The following is a 17873-nucleotide window of genomic DNA, read 5'->3' as shown; positions in this document are numbered from 1 at the left end:
CCTACCCTGCCAGGCTCTGAGGCATCCTCTGCCGACACCGGTAGGATCGTTCGATGCGGCTCGATGCTCCGAAAGTGCTCATCACAGGTGGGGCCGGGTATATCGGTGCAACCGTCGCGACCGCCTGCATCGATGCCGGGTTCGTGCCGATCGTCATCGACGATCTGTCGACGGGCTCGGCGCAGCACGTCGCCGCCCGCACTTTCTACCGCGGCGATATCGCTGACGACGCGCTCGTCGATCGGGTGCTCGACGAGCATGGAGACATCCACGCGGTCATTCACTGCGCCGCACGCGTCATCGTGCCCGAATCGGTCGCGGATCCTCTGACCTATTACGCCTCGAACGTGGCTTCCAGCGTCGCACTGCTGCAGCGGTTGAGCGACCGCGGTATCCGACGGGTCATATTCAGCTCGTCCGCTTCCGTATACGCAGAGGTGGAGGGGGGCGTGACGGAGGATGCTCCGCTGCACCCGGCCAGCCCGTACGCTCGCACGAAGGCGATGACGGAGCAGATTCTCGCGGATGCCGCCACAGCGGGCCAGATCCGCGCGATCAGCCTGCGCTACTTCAACCCGGTAGGGGTCGATCCGCGCCTGCGCACCGGCCCGACCTCGCGTTACCCCTCACACGTTCTCGGTCGCATCATGGCAGCCGCCGATGCGGGATCCGCTTTCACGATCAACGGCCGCGATTGGCCGACCCGCGATGGGTCGGGGCTGCGCGACTTCATTCACGTATGGGACCTCGCCCGGGCCCACGTTCATGCCGTTCGTCGGTTCGATGACGTCGTCGGTGCCGATTTGCCTTCGGCGGTCCTGAACATCGGCACGGGAACGGGAACGACCGTTCGCGAGCTCGTGAACGCCTTCATACGCGTCACCGGCGTGGATGTGGACATCCGCGTGGGAGCAAGGCGGCCCGGCGACTCCGCGGGGTCGTACGCCATCGTGGACCGCGCGCATCAGCTGCTGGACTGGCGAGCGGAACGAACCGTTGATGACGCGATTGCGGACGCGTGGGCGTGGAACCTCGCGCAGTCTCGGTAGTTCGTCAGGGACGGGCCGGCTGATCCATCAGCGGCTGCATCGGCTGCCAGGTGCGGTCGCGCGAGATGCGCCGGCCGTCGCGGAGGCCGCGGAAGAGGTTGGACGTGCCGCGCACGGTGCGCTCGACGAGGAAGAGTCGGATGAGCTCCTTGCCGAAGGTCAGCGTCGTCCCGAGACCGAACAGCACCGGGTTGTACACGCCCTTGGTCCGGTAGTACTGCTTGATGTGCGCCCGGTTGCGCATGATGTAGTACCGGTAGGCGTTGCTCGAGGCGTTCATGTGTCGGATGCCCATGTCCCACTGGCGGATCTCACGCGTGCGGCGCAGGACGAACTCGTCGACGATGACCGACGTCGTGATGCGGGAGGCGAGCCAGCCGTAGAGCTGGTCGTCCCAGTAGATGAAGAAGCGCGGATCGGGCAGGCCGATGCGGGCCACGATGTCGCGGTGGATGAACATCCCCTCGAAGCAACCGGAGTTCATCTCCTTGTATCCCGACTCGCCGAACCCGGCGGGGGCGAAGGGGATCGGGATGCCCATGCGCTCGGCGATGCGGTACTGCCAGTAGAACTCGCTGCCGTCGTAGTCGTACCGGCGGCCCTGGATGCTGCGGAAGCGCGGCGCCCAGCGACCCATCTTGGCGAGCCCGTCGGGAAGCACCTCGACGTCGTCATCCATGAGCCAGATCCACTCGGAGCCCAGCTCGTACGCCACGCGCACGCCCTCGCTGAATCCGCCGGACCCGCCCGTGTTCGTCTCGAGTCGCCGGTACTCCAGCTGGGTCCCCAGCCGATCGCGGAACGACTCGACGACGGATGTCGTGTCGTCGGTCGACGCGTTGTCGACGATCACCACGCGCCCGGGCTTCGGATCCATCCGGACGATGCTCTCGAGCAGCCGCGACAGGAGCGCGGAGCGGTTGAAAGTGACGATGGCGATGCTCGCCGATGTCGGGTCGAAAACCTGCGCGCTCACCGGCCCGATCCTACCGTGCGATGCCGTGCGTTCCCGTCGAGGTGTCGTCGGGCAGTCCGCTCGCGGGCGATGCCGGCCGCGCGGCTTCCCGGATGTTCTCCCGCCAGGACCTCGATTGCCCGGCGCGCAGGGCGCAGAGGACGAGCATCAGCCAGCCGTACCCGTGGAGAGGGAAGCTCTCGAACAGGGCATCGACGAGCACCGTCACGAGGATGAGCGGCGTCCAGGCGTAGAGGATCGACCGACGCTCGCTCGCGACGAGCCAGGCGCGTCCCAAAGCCAGGCCGGCGAACGCGATGAAGATGAGAAGACCGACCCACCCGAGCTGCAGGACGACGTCCACGTAGGCGTTCAACGCCGAGGTGTGACGATCCCCGAGCGCGAAGTTGATCGCGTTGAAGGGGAAGTCCGTCCGCGACCACGTGCCGAACCAGCCCCACCCGCGCACGGGCTCGACCCGGACGAACGAGGCGATCTGGTCCCAGAGCTCGGCGCGGATCGAGAAGTCGGTGCCCGCTCCGATCCAGGCGATGATGCGTTCGCGGAAGAGGTACCCGACCAGCGCACCGACGACGACGGTCGCGCCGAGGATGGACTGCACCGTCCGCCGCAGCCCGCGGCGTGTGCGTCGGACGAGGCCGAGCGCCGCCGTCGCGATCCCCGTGGCGACGGCGAGGACGAGAACGGTGGGGGAGTCCGAGAGCGCGGCGAGGAGCGCGGCCAGCACCGCCGAGAAGAGCGAGACGCCGGTGCGCACCGACACCGTCCGCCATTCGATGTAAAAGGTGATCAACGCCAGGACCGCGATGAAGCCGAGCGAGTTGCGGGTGCCGAAGATGCCCTGGACCGGTCCGAGAGCGGCGATGTCGCCTTCGATGCCGAGGAAGGTGAACGGCATGTCGAAGAACACGCCCGAGAGCAGCTCGAGCGCCAGCGACAGCACCAGGAGCACGCGGAACACGTCGGCCAGCGCGCGGACCGTCTGCAGCGTGTCGCGTGTGTTCGCGATGACGACGGCGAGGAACGCGATCGACGCGAGCGAGAGCCATCCGGCGAGGGTGCCGGAGGTGTCGGTGGTCCAGGTGACGCTGGCCAGCGCCCAGCCCAGGAAGACCACGAGGGTCGATGGGATCAGCCGCACGAGGGTGAATTCGCGACGGCGGACCAGGAGCACGGCCGCCCCGACCACGCACAGCCCCGCGATCACGGTGAGCCAGGTGACCCGGCCCGCCGTCCGCTCGACGAGGTGCTGCGCGAAGACCGCGGCGATCGCGGTGTGCGCGAATGCCTGCGCGAAGGCGGCGGAGTCGAGGGTGCGGACGATCCACGAGGTGGACAGCGCCGGCGGAGTCTTCACGCCGCGCCTTCCACGGGCGCGCCGCGCTCGATCGGGGCCCCGCCTTCGAGCGGCCACGCGGCGGCCAGCGTCGATCGACGTCGCACGGGCGTGCCGCGCACGGAGGCGGGGGCCTGCTTGATCGCGAAGGCGAGCATGACGAGCAGGAACCAGCCCCAATTGAGCAGCGGCGACGACTCGGTGATGCTCTGGACGAGCAGGATCGTCGCGACGAGCGCGGGGATGAGCAGCAGACGCGACCGGGGCTCCCGTGCGTCGCCGGGACGGGGGATGCGGCCGAGCGCGAGGAACCACGCACGCCAGGTGAACGCGCCGAGGGCGACGGCGAAGAGGAGCACCCCGACGATGCCCAGCTGCATCGCGACGTCGAACCAGGTGCTGTGCGCCTGCATCACCGTGACGCCCCGGTCGACGATCCATCCGTCGAAGAACGGGTCGGTGGGCACCCACGGCACGGAGTAACCCCAGCCGATGATCGGGCTCTCCGCGAAGCGCTCGCCCACGGTCGCCCAGATCTCCTTGCGACCGCTCAGATCGGAGGAGCGCCCCAGCATCTCGAAGAGGGCTTCTCGCGCGATCCACAGCGACGTGATGAGGGCGAGGCCTGTGACGGTGAAGACGATGTAGAGGACGCGGCGCGTCCGTGCCGTTCGCGCGCGCCGCATGAGCAGCACCACGACGATGACGATCGCGATCGCGATCGCACACATCGCCGCCGTCGCGGATGAGCCGCGCCAGAAGCAGAACGCGGCCAGCAGCGACCAGACCACGAGCGGTCCGCGCCGGCCGGCGCGGGTGTTGATCTGCAGCCCGAACACGACGAGTCCGAGGAGCGCGATGTAGGCGAGAGAGTTGGCGTTGCCGAAGATCCCCTGGATGCGGTCGTCCGTGAAGAGCTTGTCGCGCGACCAGAACATGATCGGATCGCCGGTGAAGTCGGGCCCCGGGCGGACGAATCCCGGCAGGATCGGTCCCTGCCAGACGAGCGAGACCCAGAGCTCGAAGGCGAGCGAGAGGGCCAGCATCCACTTCACCGCCGCGGCGATCGCCTCGATGATCTGGCGCCCCGTGAGGACGGAGGCGACGAAGATCGCCTGCGCCGTCGTGGCCAGCAGCAGCGCGAGCGTCATCGCGGTCGCGCGCGGCCATTCCGTCCACAGCAGCGAGAGGACCGCCCACGCGACATAGGCCAGGGCGAACCAGGGGAGACGCCGCCACCGTCGGCGGGGCCGCTGGATCAGCCAGATCGCCGCCGACACGGCGGTCGTGACCGCCACGACGACGGCCGAACCGCCGACGCCGACCGCCATGAGCCATGCCGTGCCGGCCATGGACGACGCGATGACCAGCGTGCACCACGCGCGCACGAGCCGAAGGGGGAGGCGCCTGGGGGTCGGGGTCGCCGACGCATCCGTTCCGGATCCCCCACGCGTATGACTGGCCATGATGCTCTCAGAGTAGCCGGAGGCCCCTGAGAGCACTCATGCGTGGCGGAGCGCCTCCCGCTGCTCGGGAAGGCGGTCGCCCTGCTCCGCGTCGAGACGCTGCTCGGCCGGCCCGCGCCCGACGAGCGGGGCCTGCTTGATCTTGAACGCGAACAGGATGATGAGGAACCATCCCCAGTTCAGCAGCGGAGCCGACTCGGCGAGGCCCTGGACGAGCAGGATCGTCGCGACGAGTGAAGGGACGAGGGTCAGCGCGCTGTACGGCCGATCCGCGACGAGGTCCCAGCGGGGTCGGTCGACCGCGAAGAACCACGAGCGCCATACGAAGGCCAGCAGCGCCAGGCCGATGAGGGCGACACCGACGAAGCCGAGCTGCAGGGCGACATCGAGCCACATGTTGTGCGCCTGCATCACGCTCACGCCGTGGTCGACGATCCAGCCGTCGAAGGCAGGGTCAGAGGGCACCCAGGGGGTCGAGTAGCCCCACCCGATCACGGGGCGCTCGGCGATGCGCTCACCGACGGCATCCCAGATCCGCTGCCGGCCCGTCAGGTCGGAGGACCGACCCAGCAGCTCGAAGACCGTGTCGCGGGCGAACCAGGCAGCCCCGCCCCCGATCCCGGCGACCGCCGCGTACATGAGGTAGAACCGTGTGCGCTCACCGGGGCGCCGGGCCGTGCGCATGAGCAGGATCGTCACGAGGACGACCGCCACGGCGAGGGCGCAGAGGAACGCGGTCGCCGACGACGCGCGCCAGAAGAGGAACAGCGCGAGGACGGTCCACAGGCCGAGGAGGAATCGTCGCGGTGCTCCGGAGGCGATCCGCACGATGAAGACGATGATCGCCAGGAGCGCGATGTAGGCGAGGGGGTTGGCGTTTCCGAAGATGCCCTGCAGTCGGCCTCCGTTGAAGAGGTTGTCACGCGACCACAGGGTGATGGCGTGACCCGTGTAGTCCTCGCCCGGTCGCACGAAGCCGGGAAGGATGTCGCCGCGCCAGATCAGCGCGACCCACAGCTCGAAGACGATCGAGAGCCCGAGCATCCATTTGAGCGCCGCCGCGACCGCGCGCAGGATCTCGCGCCACGTCAGCACGGCCCCCACGAACATGGCCTGCACCGTCGTCGACACGAGCAGGAGGAGCGTCAGCTCGGTTGCGCCCAGCCACGCCGACCACAGCATCGAAGCCACCGCCCACGCGACGTAGGCCAGCGCGAACCACGGCAGCCGGCGCCACTGCACCCGCGGTCGCAGCGACACCCACAGGATCACCGACACGATGCCGGTCCCGACGACGACGATTGCTGCGCCCGCCGAGCCGAAGGCCATCAACCAGCTCGTGCCGGCCATGGAAGCGGCGATGACGAAGACGCACCAGGCGCGGAGCAGGAGGTGGCCCGTGGTCTCGCGCGCGGGAGCCGTGGGCGGCGCCGAGACGGGATGTCGGGAGTAGACGGCCATGGTGCAGACAGGCTACCGCGGCGTCGCGTCTCGGCACCGGCTCTCACGGCCCTGCGTCCTAGGCTGGGTCCGTGCTGATTCCGATCTCGAACATCGCCAGAGACTACGCATGGGGCTCCGAGACGCTCATCGCCGAGCTGCAGGGGCGGGAGCCCTCGGGGGCACCCGAAGCGGAGATCTGGTTCGGCGACCACCCGGGCAGCCCGTCGCGCGTGGACGACGGCACCGGACGTCCGCTGAACCTCGCCCTGTCCGAGGCGGGGATACCGCCTCTTCCGTATCTGCTGAAGATCCTCGCCGCGGCGACGTCGCTGTCGATTCAGGCGCACCCGTCTCGGGAGCAGGCGGCCGTCGGGTTCGCGCGCGAGGAGGCGGCCGGCATCCCCCGGGATGCGGCCGAGCGGCTGTACCGCGACGAGAATCACAAGCCCGAGATCATCGTCGCCCTGTCGGAGAGCTTCCGCGCGCTCGTCGGGCTGCGGCCCGTCGTCGACACGCAGCGTCTGCTCGCGTCGCTGGGCGCAGGCGGCGGTGTCGGCGCGCTGTCGGCCGCTCTCACGCCGACCGACGCCGAGGACGAGCCCGCTGCGCTGCGCCGTGTCATCGGCTGGGCCCTCTCGGGCGAGGCGGCCGATGTCGTGACCGACCTCTCCGCCGCGCTGGAACGCTCGGCGGGCGACGCTGCGGACGCGTCGGACTTCGCGGCCGAGCGCCGCGTCCTCCGCGAGATCGCAGCGGCGTTCCCCGACGATGCCGGCCTCATCGTGGCGACCCTCATGAACCTCGTCGAGCTGCGGCGCGGAGAAGCGCTCTTCGCTCCGGCCGGCGTGCTCCACGCGTATCAGGACGGCCTCGGCGTCGAGCTGATGGCGGCCAGCGACAACGTGCTCCGCGGGGGGCTGACCCCCAAGCACGTCGATGTGCCGGAGCTGCTGCAGGTGGTCAGCACCGCGAGCGGTCCCGCGCCGATCGTCGAGCCGGTCGAGGTCGCGCCCGGGGTCTTCGGCTACGACGTCGGCGTACCGGATTTCCGTCTTGCGCGCGTCGAGACGACCTTCGAAGCGGTTACCGAGATCGCGCTCGCGGGACCGGCCGTCGTGCTCGCGACCGGCGGTGACATCGTCGTCGAAGCGGACGGAGAGCGCGTGGAGCTCGTTCCCGGCACGGCGGCCGTGGTCTCGGCGGCGTCGGTCGCGATCGGCGGCGCGGGGGAGGCGTTCGTCGCTCAGCCGGGCGGCGAGTGAGCCGCGACACGCCGACGAACCGCCGCGAAGCTTAAACATGCGCTTGAGGGTTTACGATCCGCGACTTGACCCGAGGGAATGACACGGGTGTAATTAATGCGAGACACGCGGCTCGCGTGCCGGCCGGCGAGGAGGGGACACGATATGACGGCATACCGTTCGGGCGTTCCCGACAACTGGTTCGTCGACCCGGTCAACCTGGGTGTGCCCGGAGTGCGGCGCGTCGATACCGACGGTGACGACAACGCTCTGGCCTGGCAGACCGATGCACTGTGCGCGCAGACCGATCCCGAGGCGTTCTTCCCCGAGAAGGGCGGCTCGACTCGTGATGCCAAGCGCATCTGCACGTCGTGCGACGTGCGGGGGGAGTGCCTGGAGTACGCCCTGCAGAACGACGAGCGCTTCGGCATCTGGGGCGGTCTCAGCGAACGCGAGCGTCGCAAGCTGAAGCGCCGCGCGGTCTGACGAGGGACGGCGACAGCCTCCACCGATATCGGCGAACCGCCCCGCTGCTGCCGGGGGCGCTCAGAATCGCCGCCTAGGCTTGCTCCGTCATGCCCGCCCGTGTTCACGCGCTCCTGGTCGTGCGTCCCGACGGACGCACACCGGCGGCCTTCCATCTCATGCGCACGCTCGCCGCGCTGCGCGATCAGACGCGCGCCGTCGACGCCCTCACGATCGTGCTCTGCGGCGGCGACCAACGCCTGCGCACTCTCGCCGAGGAGTCGGGCGCGGAAGCGGTTATCTCAGCGCCCGCGCGCACGGGTTTCGCCGCGGCGCTCCGGCTCGCCTCGCGTCGGATCGACGGCGACGCCATCTGGTTGCTGGCTCAAGACGTCGCGCCGGAACCTGAGGCGCTGCAGCGCCTCGCGGCCGCGCTCGAGACGGCCCCGTCCGTCGCCATCGCCGTCCCCAAGCTCGTCGAGTGGGACGACAACACCCGCATCGTCTCGCTCGGACGCTCCATGACCAGGTTCGGCGCCGCCGTCGGGCTCGCCGACGGCGAGCACGACCAGGGGCAGCACGACGGCACGGACGACGTCCTGGGCGGCGACGTGCGCGGGCTCCTCGTCCACACGGCGGCGTGGCGCGAGCTCGAGGGGCTCGACGAGGCGCTTGCCGGTGCCGACGAGGGGCTCGATCTCGGTGTCCGGGTGCGCCTGGCCGGCGGTCGTGTCGTGCTCGCCCCCGGCGCGCGCATCGCCGTGGCCCACGATGGCGTGGCCGGTGCGCCCGCACCGCGCACGACCGCCGCGCGGGCTCGCGCCGTCCACGCCGCCCGTGTCGCGCAGCTGCACCGCAGGCTGGTCTACGCCCCGCCGCCGGCGGTTGTGCTGCACTGGCTCTCGCTCCTCCCGCTCGCGCTCTGGCGCAGCATCCTCCACCTCGTCGGCAAGCGGCCCGCGCGGATCGGCCCGGAATGGTCGGCGGCCGCCGTCGTGCTGGTGCGTCTGCCGGCAGTGACCCGGACCCGGCGTCGCATCGCGCGTCACCGGCGTGCATCGTGGTCGCAGCTGGCATCTTTGCGCGTGAGCTCGCGCGTCATGCGTCAGCGGCTCATCGAGGACCAGCCCGCCGGCGACGGTCCCCGCCGCACCGAGCTCGGATTCTTCTCCGGAGGCGGTGCCTGGGCCGTGCTCGCCGCGCTCGTGGTCTCGATCGCGTCGATGCCCGCCGCGCTGAGCTGGCCCTCGATCGGCGGGGGAGCGCTCGCCCCACTCGCCGCCAGCGCCGCGCGCGCCTGGTCGGAAGCGACGGGTGCGCAGCGCCCGCTCGGCTGGGATGCCGTCGGGCCGGCCGACCCGTTCAGCGCGGTCCTCGCCGTGCTCGCATCGTTGTCGCCGGCGGACCCGTCGCGCGCGTTGGTGGTGCTCTGGCTGCTCGCACTTCCACTCGCGGTACTCGGCGGCTGGTTCGCGGCGACCCGCATCACCGAACGCCCGGTTCTGCGCATCGTCGGGGCGGTGACGTGGGCGCTCGCGCCGATGTTCCTCGTGGCTCTGGGCGATGGGCGGCCGGCAGCCGTCATCGTCCACCTCGTGCTGCCGTGGTTGGCCTTCGCCGCGGCCGCGGCGCACCGGTCGTGGGGCAACGCCGGCACGGCCTCGATCCTGCTCGCCGTCGTGCTGGCATGTTCGCCCGTGCTCGCGGCCCCCGTCGTGGTCATCTGGGTGTTCGCGGTCGTGCTGTCGATGGTGCTCCGCGGCCGACGTGCGGCGTTCCGGTGGCTCTGGATCATCGTCCCGTCCGTGGCGCTGTCGGCACCGCTCGTGTTCGCGCGGCTGCGCGTCGGCGACCCCTGGTCGCTCCTTGCCGACCCCGGCGTGCCATGGAGCGGCCCGCGGTTCGCCGATGACGTCCTCGGGAGGTTCCTGCTCGCGGCAGGCTTCCCCGCCGACGCGGGCTGGGCCGCCTTCACCGGTGCCGCGGGGCCACTCTGGTGGCTCATCCTGTTCACGGCGCCGCTGCTCGCGCTCACTCTCGCCGCCGCCATGTCGGCTCGGCGATTCGTCGGAATCGTGCTTCTCGCCATCGCGGGGCTCGGTGTGGCGACGGCCTTCGCCGCGGCCGGCGTGGCCGTCGTCATCGACGGCACGACCGCGATCGCGCTGTGGCCGGGAGCGGCGCTCAGCCTCGCCTGGGTCGGAGTGGCCGGCGGTGCCCTGCTGACGCTCGACAGCGTCGTGCCGGCCCGCGTCGTCCGCGCCGCTGCCGCCGGGCTCGCCGTGGCCGGGCTCGTCGTCGCCGCCGTTCCGATGCTGACCTCCCATGCCCGGGAAGCCTCGGTCGTCGGTCGCGGTGCGACCAGCACCCTCCCTGCGTTCGTCGCCGCCGAGGGGGCGAACTCGCCGGGGCTCGGCACGATCGTCCTCACGCCCACCGACGACGGCGTCGCCGTGGATGTCGTGTGGGGCGGCAGTGCGACCCTCGGTGGTCAGTCGACTCTCGTGACCGCGCGCACCGAGCTGACCGATGCGGACCGAGAAGCGGCCCAGGTCGCTGCCGACCTCGTCGCCGATACCGCGAACGACGTCGTCGCGGAGCTGCGAGACCACGGGGTCGCGTTCATCCTGCTCGCGTCGTCCGGGGACGACGAGTCGGCCGCGGCCCGCAGCACGCGGCTCGCGGCGGCAACGGCCCTGGGCGGCCGGGATGGGCTCGACGCCGTCGGGTCGACGGACAGAGGCGAGCTATGGCGCCTGTCGGGCGACATCGCTCCCCGCGCTGAGGCTGCGACGTCGGCTCGCGCCGTCGCGTCGGCCGCATGGAGCGGGATCGCAGCCGTCTTCGCGATCGCCCTCCTCCTGGCGCTGCCGACACGTGGGAGCCGCTCGGCCTCGCGAGCGGCACCGCGCCTCGTGGGCATCCGACCGCTTCGCCGGAGGGACCGATGAACACGCGAACCGCACTCGTGACCCGCCTCGCCGCGGGAGCGGTGGCCGCTGCCGTCGTGGGAGGGGGCGTGATCGTCGCGGCCGCCGCGCCGTGGCCGACCCTCGCCCGCGAGCCCATGTCCCTGGACGTGGTACCCGAGGCCGCGCGCTCGGTCGCGGCGTGCGACGGTCCGCTCCTCGCGCTCGGGCGAGACGCGACGGCGGCGGGGGCGATCACCGCGGCTGCGCCCTCGAGCGTCGTCTCCGCCGCCGACAGCGGCGACCCGACCTCCTACACCCTCGCGACACCCGACCGCGCCGACGAGGGCGCACCGCCGGCGGCGTTCTCGGCGGAGCCCACGGGCGGTGTCCCCACCGATCTCGGCGCCGCATCCTCGGCCTCGCTCGATGACCCGGACCTGCGCGGCCTGGCGGTCTCGGCATGCACCCGGCCCGCGATGGAGTCGTGGCTCGTCGGTGGATCGGCTGCGACGGGCGCGAGCGACCTCGTCCTTCTGACGAACCCGGGGGATGTCGCGGCGACTGTCGACCTGCGCGTGTTCGGCGCCGACGGAGCTCAGGACCCCGTCGCGGGCCGCGACATCGTCGTCGCCGCCCGCTCGCAGCGCGCCATCCCTCTCGCGGCGCTCCGCCGCGGTGAGCAGAGCCCCGTCGTGCAGGTCACGGCACAAGGTGCCCCGGTGCGGGCATCCCTGCAGTCCGCGCTCACGCGCACCCTCATCGCCGGCGGCGTCGACCAGGTGGGGGCGAGCGCCCTTCCCGCGACGCAGCAGGTCATCCCCGCGGTCGACGTCACTGTTGCGCCCGACTCCGTCGCCTCAGCGGGCGGGATGTCGGTACGCCTCATGGCCACGGCCGCCGACACCCTGGCGAGTGTGACGGTGCGCTCCGTCGCCGACGGCAGCGTGGTGTCGCAGCAGGACGCCATCGCGCTCGCCGCGGGACGCCCGCTCGAGCTCGAGGTGACGGGGATGCCCGTCGGTGAATACACCGTGACCGCGACCGCGGCCGATCCGCTCGTGGCGGCGGCGTGGACCTCGACCGATCAGGCGACCGCCGCCGACTTCGCCTGGGCTGTCGGTGCCCCCCTCGTCGACGCGCCGACCCTCGTCGCCGTCGCTCCGGGTCCCGGTCCCACACTGACGCTCACCGCAGACCAGGAGACCGCCGCGACTCTGACGCCCGTGTCCGGCGGGGAGTCGCAGACGGTGCAGCTGGCCGCGGGGCAGTCGCGGACGATCGATGTCGCGGCGGGGACCGTCTACCGCCTCGATCCCGGTCCCGGCGGCATCCGCGGATCCGTCGGCTTCTCGGGTGCCGGGCAGCTCGGGACCTATCCCGTGACGGGTTCGGCCGCCGCAGCGGCCGAGCTCACCGTGTATCCCTGACCTCTCGGTCAGAGGAAGCGGAACCGGTCGGGCCCGAGGTCCCAAGGATCGCGGTCGAGGTACTCGGCCGCCGCGCGGAAGACGCAGCTCTCGACCATCATCCGGCGGTGCAGATCGTCGTTGCGGTGCAGCCGGTTGAGGCGCTCGATCGGCAGCCGGTACAGCACGATCCGCTTCTCGGCCGCGAAGACCTGCCAACGCGGGATGCCGTCCTCGTCACTGGCCACGGGCATCCCGGCGACCTCGAAACGGACCTCCCGCAGCTCCGGCCAGGCGCTGCGCAGGAACTCGGCGGCCGTGCCCACCGACAGATCGAATCGCTCGGAGCGGGTCTCGAGGGGCGGAAGCGGCGGCCGGACGACGGGGCTCCTGTCATCGCGGCCGTGACGGCCGTGACGCGACGGCCGGTTCCGCCGGGGCGGCACGGGTCGGGAACGACGCCGGATCATGAGGCCATCCTATGCGCCGCGGGATGAGGCACCGGCGCGGCATCCGCTCACGCAGCGTCCGCGGCGTTACCGTGGACGGGATGCGCGAGAGACTGTGTTCGAAGGTGGGCTGCGCCCGCGAGGCCGTGACGACCCTGACCTTCGACTACGGCGACCAGATGGCTGCGCTCGGCCCGCTGGGCGGCGGAACCGACCCGCACGCGCACGACCTGTGCGCCATCCACACCGAGCGCCTCTCGGTGCCGAAGGGGTGGGTCGTCATCCGTCACGAGACGCTTCGGGTCTGACGGGAAAGCCCCGCGGTGTCTCGGGAGCCGCGCCGACGAGGGCACGCGCCCGGTCGTCGATCCGCTGGATCGCGGCGTACTCGCGGTCGCGCCGGACCGCGACCACCGCGCGGACGAGCGTCTCGGGGTCCGTCTGCGGCAGCGGCGAGACGAAGGGCGCGACCTCGCTGGCGATCATCGTCGCGGAGCGCAGTCGTGCCGCCGGTTCCATGCCCTCGGCCGAGCGCGTGAACTGGGATGCTCGTCGGGCGACGCGGTCGGGCAGGCGCGCCACGTCGGCGACGTCCGACCATTCCCGCAGCTCGATCGGGACCGGTCCGGCGGGCGGTGGGAGGCGCGGAGCCCGGGTGCGCTCGCAGTAGGTCCCGGCGACCATGTCGCCCAGTCGAGTCGAACGCGGGGTGAAGGCCGCGACCACGCCCGCGAGCGCGCCGAAGGTGAACCAGATCTCCAGGACGCCGACGAGAGCGCGGATGAACGCCTGGCGGAATCCGGTCGCCCCGCCGTCGGTGCGCACGATGCGGCCACCGACCGCGAGCTTGCCCAGGCTGCGGCCGTGAGAGAGGGTCTCGACGGCGGTCGGGATGACGACGAGCACCAGGACGAGTGCCGACACGATGAGAATCCCCGACAAGCTCTCGAGGCCGAGCCCGCCGACCACGAAGCCTCCGACGAAGAAGAACAGCAGCAGAAGCGCGATGCCGCAGAGGACGTCGATGAGCGCGCCGAGGGCGCGGAGGAAGAAGCCCAGCGGCTGAACGTCGAGCGCCACCGCCTCGCCGGTGAGGATCTCGTCCTGGCGGATCTGCACCGGGGGAGCGGGCGTGGTCATGGGTACAGTTAAGCAAATGGACCTCGACGCCCTGGTCGCCGCGCGTCGCGCCGAGTGGGATCGGCTCGACGCGCTCGGTCGTGCACGCCGCCTGTCGAGCGACGAGGTCGACGAGCTGGTCACGCGCTACCGCGCCGCATCCGCCGACCTCGCCGATATCAAGACCTCCGCGGGACGCAGCGTCGAGGGCGACCGGCTCTCGATGATCCTGTCGCGCGCCCGGCTACGGCTCACCGGAGCCCCCGAGAACGTGCTCCGGCAGCTGCCCCGCTTCTTCGTGCACCAGTTGCCGGCTGCGCTGTATCGCGTCCGCTGGACGACGCTCGCCGTCGCCGTCGCCTTCGTCGTGATCAGCTCGCTCGTCGCGTTCTGGGTCTCGGGCGACCCCGCCGCAGTGGCGGCGCTGGGATCGCAGGCGCAGCTCGAGCAGTACGCGAAGAACGACTTCACCGCCTACTACAGCGAGAATCCCGCGGCGGTGTTCGCGGGTACCGTGTGGACGAACAACGCCTGGATCGCTGCCCAGTGCGTGCTGTTCGGGATCACCGGCCTGTGGCCCGTGATGGTGCTCATGCAGAACGCGGTGAGCATCGGTCAGGCGGCGGCGATCCTCATCTCCTTCGACCGCGGTGACGTCTTCCTTCTGCATATCGCACCGCATGGCCTGCTCGAGCTCACCTGCATCTTCGTGGCCGGGGCGACGGGACTCCACATCTTCTGGGCGTGGATCGCCCCCGGCAGGCGCAGTCGCGGCGAGGCGCTCGCCGCCGCAGGGCGCTCGCTCGCGACGGTGGCGATCGGCCTGATTCTCGCTCTCGCGCTCTCCGGTCTCGTCGAGGGGTTCGTGACGCGTCAGCCCTGGCCGTGGCCGATCAAGATCGGTATCGGCGCGCTGGCCCTCGCGGTGTTCCTCGCTTACATGCTGGTGCTCGGCCGCGCGGCGGCACGTCGGGGGGAGACCGGCGACCTCACCGAGTACGAGGCCGGAACCCCGCGTCTCGTTGCGGGCTGACGTAGCCGTTCACCACTGCTTAATTTGATCTGATCAAAAATGCGGGATACGATCGAGGCATGACGATCGCGACCGCTCCCGAGGCCATCCGCGCCTCCGGTCTGCGTGTGACCGAGTCCCGCTCCGCCGTCTACGCCGCTCTGCGCGCGCGGCCTCACGCCAGTGCCGACGAGGTCTACGCGGCTGTCGCGGAACGGATGCCCCAGACCAGTCGACAGTCGGTGTACAACGCCCTCAACGACTTCGCCGACGCCGGCCTCGCACGCCGCATCGAGCCCGCCGGTCGCCCCATGCTGTTCGAGCTGCGCGTCGGCGACAACCACCACCACCTCGTCTGCACCGCGTGCGGGCGTGTCGAAGACGTCGACTGCGCCGTCGGGCACACGCCGTGCCTGCACCCGTCCGACGACCACGGCTTCGAGGTCGCCTCGGCCGAGGTGACCTACTGGGGGCGGTGTGCGGCGTGCGCCGCATCCGCGACCCCCGCAGCATCCTGACCTTCTCTCTCTCCCGAAAACCCCCAACGGAAGGATCCCCATGAGCGATCGCGACCAGCAGTCCGCGCCCATCGGCGAGGACGTGACCGACACCGACCAGGCGGTTACCCCCATCGACACACCCGAGGACGAGCGCGCCGACGGCGAGACCCGGCCGCGTTCCAACGACGCCGGCGGCTGCCCCGTCATCCACGGCGGCGAGCAGGGACAGGGGCACGGCCACGGCTCGCACGGCGGACAGCCGCATCCGACGGTCGGCAACGCCAACCACGTCTGGTGGCCGAACCAGCTCAACCTGCGCATCCTGAAGAAGAACCCCGCCGTGGCCAACCCCGTCGGCGAGGACTTCGACTACAAGGCCGCTTTCGAGTCGCTCGATCTCGCCGCCGTGAAGAAGGACATCGAAGAGGTCCTCACCACGTCGCAGGACTGGTGGCCGGCGGACTTCGGTCACTACGGTCCGCTCATGATCCGCATGGCCTGGCACTCGGCCGGCACGTACCGCGTCACCGACGGCCGCGGCGGCGGCGGGGCCGGCCAGCAGCGCTTCGCCCCCCTCAACAGCTGGCCCGACAACGTCAACCTCGACAAGGCCCGGCGCCTGCTGTGGCCCGTCAAGAAGAAGTACGGCCAGTCGATCTCGTGGGCCGACCTCATGATCCTCGCCGGAAACGTCGCGCTGGAGTCCATGGGCTTCTCGACCTTCGGATACGCCGGTGGCCGTCCCGATGTCTGGGAGCCGGACGACGACGTGTACTGGGGCCCGGAGACGACGTGGCTCGCCGACGAGCGCTACTCCGGCGACCGTGACCTCGAGAAGCCCCTCGCCGCCGTGCAGATGGGCCTCATCTACGTCAACCCCGAGGGCCCGAACGGCGAGCCCGACCCGCTGAAGTCGGCGCGCGACATCCGTGAGACGTTCGGTCGCATGGGCATGAACGACGAGGAGACCGTCGCCCTCATCGCCGGTGGTCATACCTTCGGCAAGACCCACGGCGCAGCTCCCGACTCGAACCTCGAGGACAACCCCGAGGCCGCGGGCGTCGAGATGCAGGGCCTGGGGTGGAAGAACAACTTCGGCACCGGCCACGGCGACGACACCATCACGTCGGGCCTCGAGGTCACCTGGACCTACCACCCCACCCGCTGGGACAACGAGTTCTTCCACATCCTCTACGCCTACGACTGGGAGCTCATGCGCAGCCCCGGCGGCGGACACCAGTGGCGTCCCGTCAACGGTGCCGGTGCCGACATGGTGCCGCTCGCGCACTCTAACGGCCGCCGCGAGCCGCGCATGCTCACGAGCGACCTGGCGCTGCGGATGGACCCCGCCTACGACGAGGTCTCGCGCCGCTTCAAGGACGACCCGGTCGCCTTCGGCGACGCGTTCGCCCGCGCCTGGTTCAAGCTCACGCACCGTGACATGGGCCCGATCGCGCGCTACCTCGGCCCCGAGGTTCCGCAGGAGGAGCTCATCTGGCAGGACCCGCTGCCTGCCGTCGACCACGAGCTGATCGACGACGCGGATGCCGCCGACCTGAAGGCCCGCATCCTCGCCACCGACCTGACCGTGAGCGAGCTCGTCTCGACGACGTGGGCCGCGGCCTCGACGTTCCGAGGCAGCGACAAGCGCGGCGGCGTCAACGGCGCCCGCATCCGTCTCGCCCCGCAGAAGGACTGGGAGGCCAACAACCCGGCCCAGCTGCAGCGCGTGCTCGGCGTGCTCGAGAGCGTGCAGGCGTCGTTCAACGACGGCCGTGCCGACGGCAAGAAGGTCTCGCTGGCCGACCTCCTCGTGCTGGCGGGCAACGCCGGTGTCGAGAAGGCCGCGCGCGACGGCGGCGTCGAGGTGACGGTTCCCTTCCGTCCCGGCCGCACCGACGCCACCGCGGAGCAGACCGACGAGCTGTCGTTCAGCCACCTCGAGCCGGTCGCGGACGGGTTCCGCAACTACTACGGCCCGAACGCGTTCCTGCCGGCTGAGCACCACCTCATCGACAAGGCGAACCTGCTGACGCTGAGCGCCCCCGAGATGACCGTGCTCGTCGGTGGCCTCCGCGCCCTGGGCGCGAACTACGACGGATCGTCGTTCGGCGTGTTCACCGAGCGCCCGGGCGTGCTGACGAACGAGGTGTTCGTGAAGCTGCTCGACCTCGGCGCCACGTGGAAGCCGCTCGACCCCGGCTCGCACGCCTTCCGCGGCGTGAACGCCGACGGGTCGGAGATCGGCATCGGCACGCGCGTCGACCTGCTGTTCAGCTCCAACTCCGAGCTGCGCGCCATCGCCGAGGTGTACGCCTCGGATGACGCGAGCGAGAAGTTCGTGCGCGACTTCGTCGCCGCCTGGACCAAGGTCACCGAGCTCGACCGCTTCGACCTGCGCTGACCCGCAGCATCCGTGCGAAGGCCCGTCCCGATACCCGGGGCGGGCCTTCGCCGTTGCTGGTGGGATGGGCGCTGTGCTGTGGGGCTCGGGTGGGC

15 protein-coding genes are annotated in these 17873 nt (G+C 70.9%); 9 read left to right on the top strand and 6 right to left on the bottom strand.

Going from position 1 to position 17873, the window contains the following annotated elements:
• The first annotated feature begins 53 nt into the window (after positions 1-53).
• A complete protein-coding gene (gene galE, locus CBF90_RS10080; RefSeq protein WP_023955417.1) occupies positions 54-1049 on the top strand; it encodes a UDP-glucose 4-epimerase GalE in 996 nt (331 codons plus the stop codon).
• Positions 1050-1053: 4 nt separating this feature from the next.
• Here galE and CBF90_RS10075 read toward each other — a convergent pair whose 3' ends face one another.
• From CBF90_RS10075 to CBF90_RS10060, 4 genes are all read right to left on the bottom strand, one after another.
• Positions 1054-2025 carry a glycosyltransferase gene (locus tag CBF90_RS10075; RefSeq protein ID WP_023955415.1) on the bottom strand — a complete coding sequence of 324 codons (972 nt, stop codon included), beginning with the start codon at positions 2023-2025 and terminating at the stop codon, positions 1054-1056.
• Between the two features lie 10 nt (positions 2026-2035).
• Positions 2036-3382, bottom strand: a complete 1347-nt coding sequence (locus CBF90_RS10070) for an O-antigen ligase (RefSeq protein WP_197690576.1) — start codon at positions 3380-3382, stop codon at positions 2036-2038.
• Positions 3379-4713 carry an O-antigen ligase gene (locus CBF90_RS10065; protein WP_158497470.1) on the bottom strand — a complete coding sequence of 445 codons (1335 nt, stop codon included), beginning with the start codon at positions 4711-4713 and terminating at the stop codon, positions 3379-3381. Before CBF90_RS10065 ends, CBF90_RS10070 begins: the two co-directional genes overlap by 4 nt.
• A 150-nt stretch (positions 4714-4863) precedes the next feature.
• Entirely contained in the window at positions 4864-6288 is a 1425-nt protein-coding gene (locus tag CBF90_RS10060; protein WP_088380523.1) for an O-antigen ligase, read from the bottom strand.
• A gap of 71 nt (positions 6289-6359) precedes the next feature.
• Between CBF90_RS10060 and manA the strand changes: the two genes are divergently transcribed.
• From manA to CBF90_RS10040, 4 genes are all read left to right on the top strand, one after another.
• Positions 6360-7532 carry a mannose-6-phosphate isomerase, class I gene (gene manA, locus CBF90_RS10055; RefSeq protein ID WP_023955407.1) on the top strand — a complete coding sequence of 391 codons (1173 nt, stop codon included), beginning with the start codon at positions 6360-6362 and terminating at the stop codon, positions 7530-7532.
• Between the two features lie 144 nt (positions 7533-7676).
• Positions 7677-7997, top strand: a complete 321-nt coding sequence (locus tag CBF90_RS10050) for a WhiB family transcriptional regulator (protein WP_023955405.1) — start codon at positions 7677-7679, stop codon at positions 7995-7997.
• An 89-nt stretch (positions 7998-8086) separates the two neighbouring features.
• Positions 8087-10927 (top strand): glycosyltransferase, encoded by a 2841-nt coding sequence (locus tag CBF90_RS10045; RefSeq protein ID WP_088380522.1) that lies wholly within the window; start codon positions 8087-8089, stop codon positions 10925-10927.
• Positions 10924-12315, top strand: a complete 1392-nt coding sequence (locus CBF90_RS10040) for a DUF5719 family protein (protein WP_088380521.1) — start codon at positions 10924-10926, stop codon at positions 12313-12315. Before CBF90_RS10045 ends, CBF90_RS10040 begins: the two co-directional genes overlap by 4 nt.
• 8 nt (positions 12316-12323) lie before the next feature.
• Here the strand turns inward: CBF90_RS10040 and CBF90_RS10035 are convergent, their stop codons facing one another.
• Positions 12324-12764, bottom strand: coding sequence for a metallopeptidase family protein (locus CBF90_RS10035; RefSeq protein ID WP_172407818.1), 441 nt, complete (start codon positions 12762-12764; stop codon positions 12324-12326).
• A gap of 80 nt (positions 12765-12844) precedes the next feature.
• Between CBF90_RS10035 and CBF90_RS10030 the strand changes: the two genes are divergently transcribed.
• Positions 12845-13051, top strand: coding sequence for a DUF3499 family protein (locus CBF90_RS10030; protein WP_036305938.1), 207 nt, complete (start codon positions 12845-12847; stop codon positions 13049-13051).
• Here the strand turns inward: CBF90_RS10030 and CBF90_RS10025 are convergent.
• Complete coding sequence (locus CBF90_RS10025; RefSeq protein WP_088380520.1) at positions 13023-13883, bottom strand: RDD family protein; 861 nt, start codon at positions 13881-13883, stop codon at positions 13023-13025. The genes CBF90_RS10030 and CBF90_RS10025 overlap by 29 nt on opposite strands.
• A gap of 16 nt (positions 13884-13899) precedes the next feature.
• Here CBF90_RS10025 and CBF90_RS10020 point away from each other — a divergent pair, with 16 nt between their 5' ends.
• Genes CBF90_RS10020 through katG form a run of 3 tightly spaced genes read left to right on the top strand, consistent with a single transcriptional unit; the run spans position 13900 to position 17778 of the window.
• The gene (locus CBF90_RS10020) at positions 13900-14895 is read left to right on the top strand and encodes a stage II sporulation protein M (RefSeq protein WP_023955394.1); all 996 of its coding nucleotides are present in this window, start codon (positions 13900-13902) and stop codon (positions 14893-14895) included.
• A 59-nt stretch (positions 14896-14954) separates the two neighbouring features.
• The gene (locus CBF90_RS10015; protein ID WP_088380519.1) at positions 14955-15392 is read left to right on the top strand and encodes a Fur family transcriptional regulator; all 438 of its coding nucleotides are present in this window, start codon (positions 14955-14957) and stop codon (positions 15390-15392) included.
• 40 nt (positions 15393-15432) lie between these two features.
• Positions 15433-17778 (top strand): catalase/peroxidase HPI, encoded by a 2346-nt coding sequence (katG, locus tag CBF90_RS10010; RefSeq protein ID WP_088380518.1) that lies wholly within the window; start codon positions 15433-15435, stop codon positions 17776-17778.
• The last annotated feature ends 95 nt before the right edge of the window (positions 17779-17873 follow it).

The sequence above is a fragment of the Microbacterium sp. AISO3 genome (genome assembly GCF_002204305.1).
Taxonomy (GTDB): domain Bacteria; phylum Actinomycetota; class Actinomycetes; order Actinomycetales; family Microbacteriaceae; genus Microbacterium; species Microbacterium arborescens.
This window is presented reverse-complemented; position numbering and strand designations above follow the sequence as displayed.

Bases quoted from the DNA above. Each gene is read 5' to 3' on its own strand.
- galE (WP_023955417.1), top strand. From the start codon at position 54: ATGCGGCTCGATGCTCCGAAAGTGCTCATCACAGGTGGGGCCGGGTAT.
- CBF90_RS10065 (WP_158497470.1), bottom strand. From the start codon at position 4,713: ATGGCCGGCACGGCATGGCTCATGGCGGTCGGCGTCGGCGGTTCGGCC.
- CBF90_RS10060 (WP_088380523.1), bottom strand. From the start codon at position 6,288: ATGGCCGTCTACTCCCGACATCCCGTCTCGGCGCCGCCCACGGCTCCC.
- CBF90_RS10050 (WP_023955405.1), top strand. From the start codon at position 7,677: ATGACGGCATACCGTTCGGGCGTTCCCGACAACTGGTTCGTCGACCCG.
- CBF90_RS10045 (WP_088380522.1), top strand. From the start codon at position 8,087: ATGCCCGCCCGTGTTCACGCGCTCCTGGTCGTGCGTCCCGACGGACGC.
- CBF90_RS10040 (WP_088380521.1), top strand. From the start codon at position 10,924: ATGAACACGCGAACCGCACTCGTGACCCGCCTCGCCGCGGGAGCGGTG.
- CBF90_RS10035 (WP_172407818.1), bottom strand. From the start codon at position 12,764: ATGATCCGGCGTCGTTCCCGACCCGTGCCGCCCCGGCGGAACCGGCCG.
- CBF90_RS10030 (WP_036305938.1), top strand. From the start codon at position 12,845: ATGCGCGAGAGACTGTGTTCGAAGGTGGGCTGCGCCCGCGAGGCCGTG.
- CBF90_RS10025 (WP_088380520.1), bottom strand. From the start codon at position 13,883: ATGACCACGCCCGCTCCCCCGGTGCAGATCCGCCAGGACGAGATCCTC.
- CBF90_RS10020 (WP_023955394.1), top strand. From the start codon at position 13,900: ATGGACCTCGACGCCCTGGTCGCCGCGCGTCGCGCCGAGTGGGATCGG.
- CBF90_RS10015 (WP_088380519.1), top strand. From the start codon at position 14,955: ATGACGATCGCGACCGCTCCCGAGGCCATCCGCGCCTCCGGTCTGCGT.
- katG (WP_088380518.1), top strand. From the start codon at position 15,433: ATGAGCGATCGCGACCAGCAGTCCGCGCCCATCGGCGAGGACGTGACC.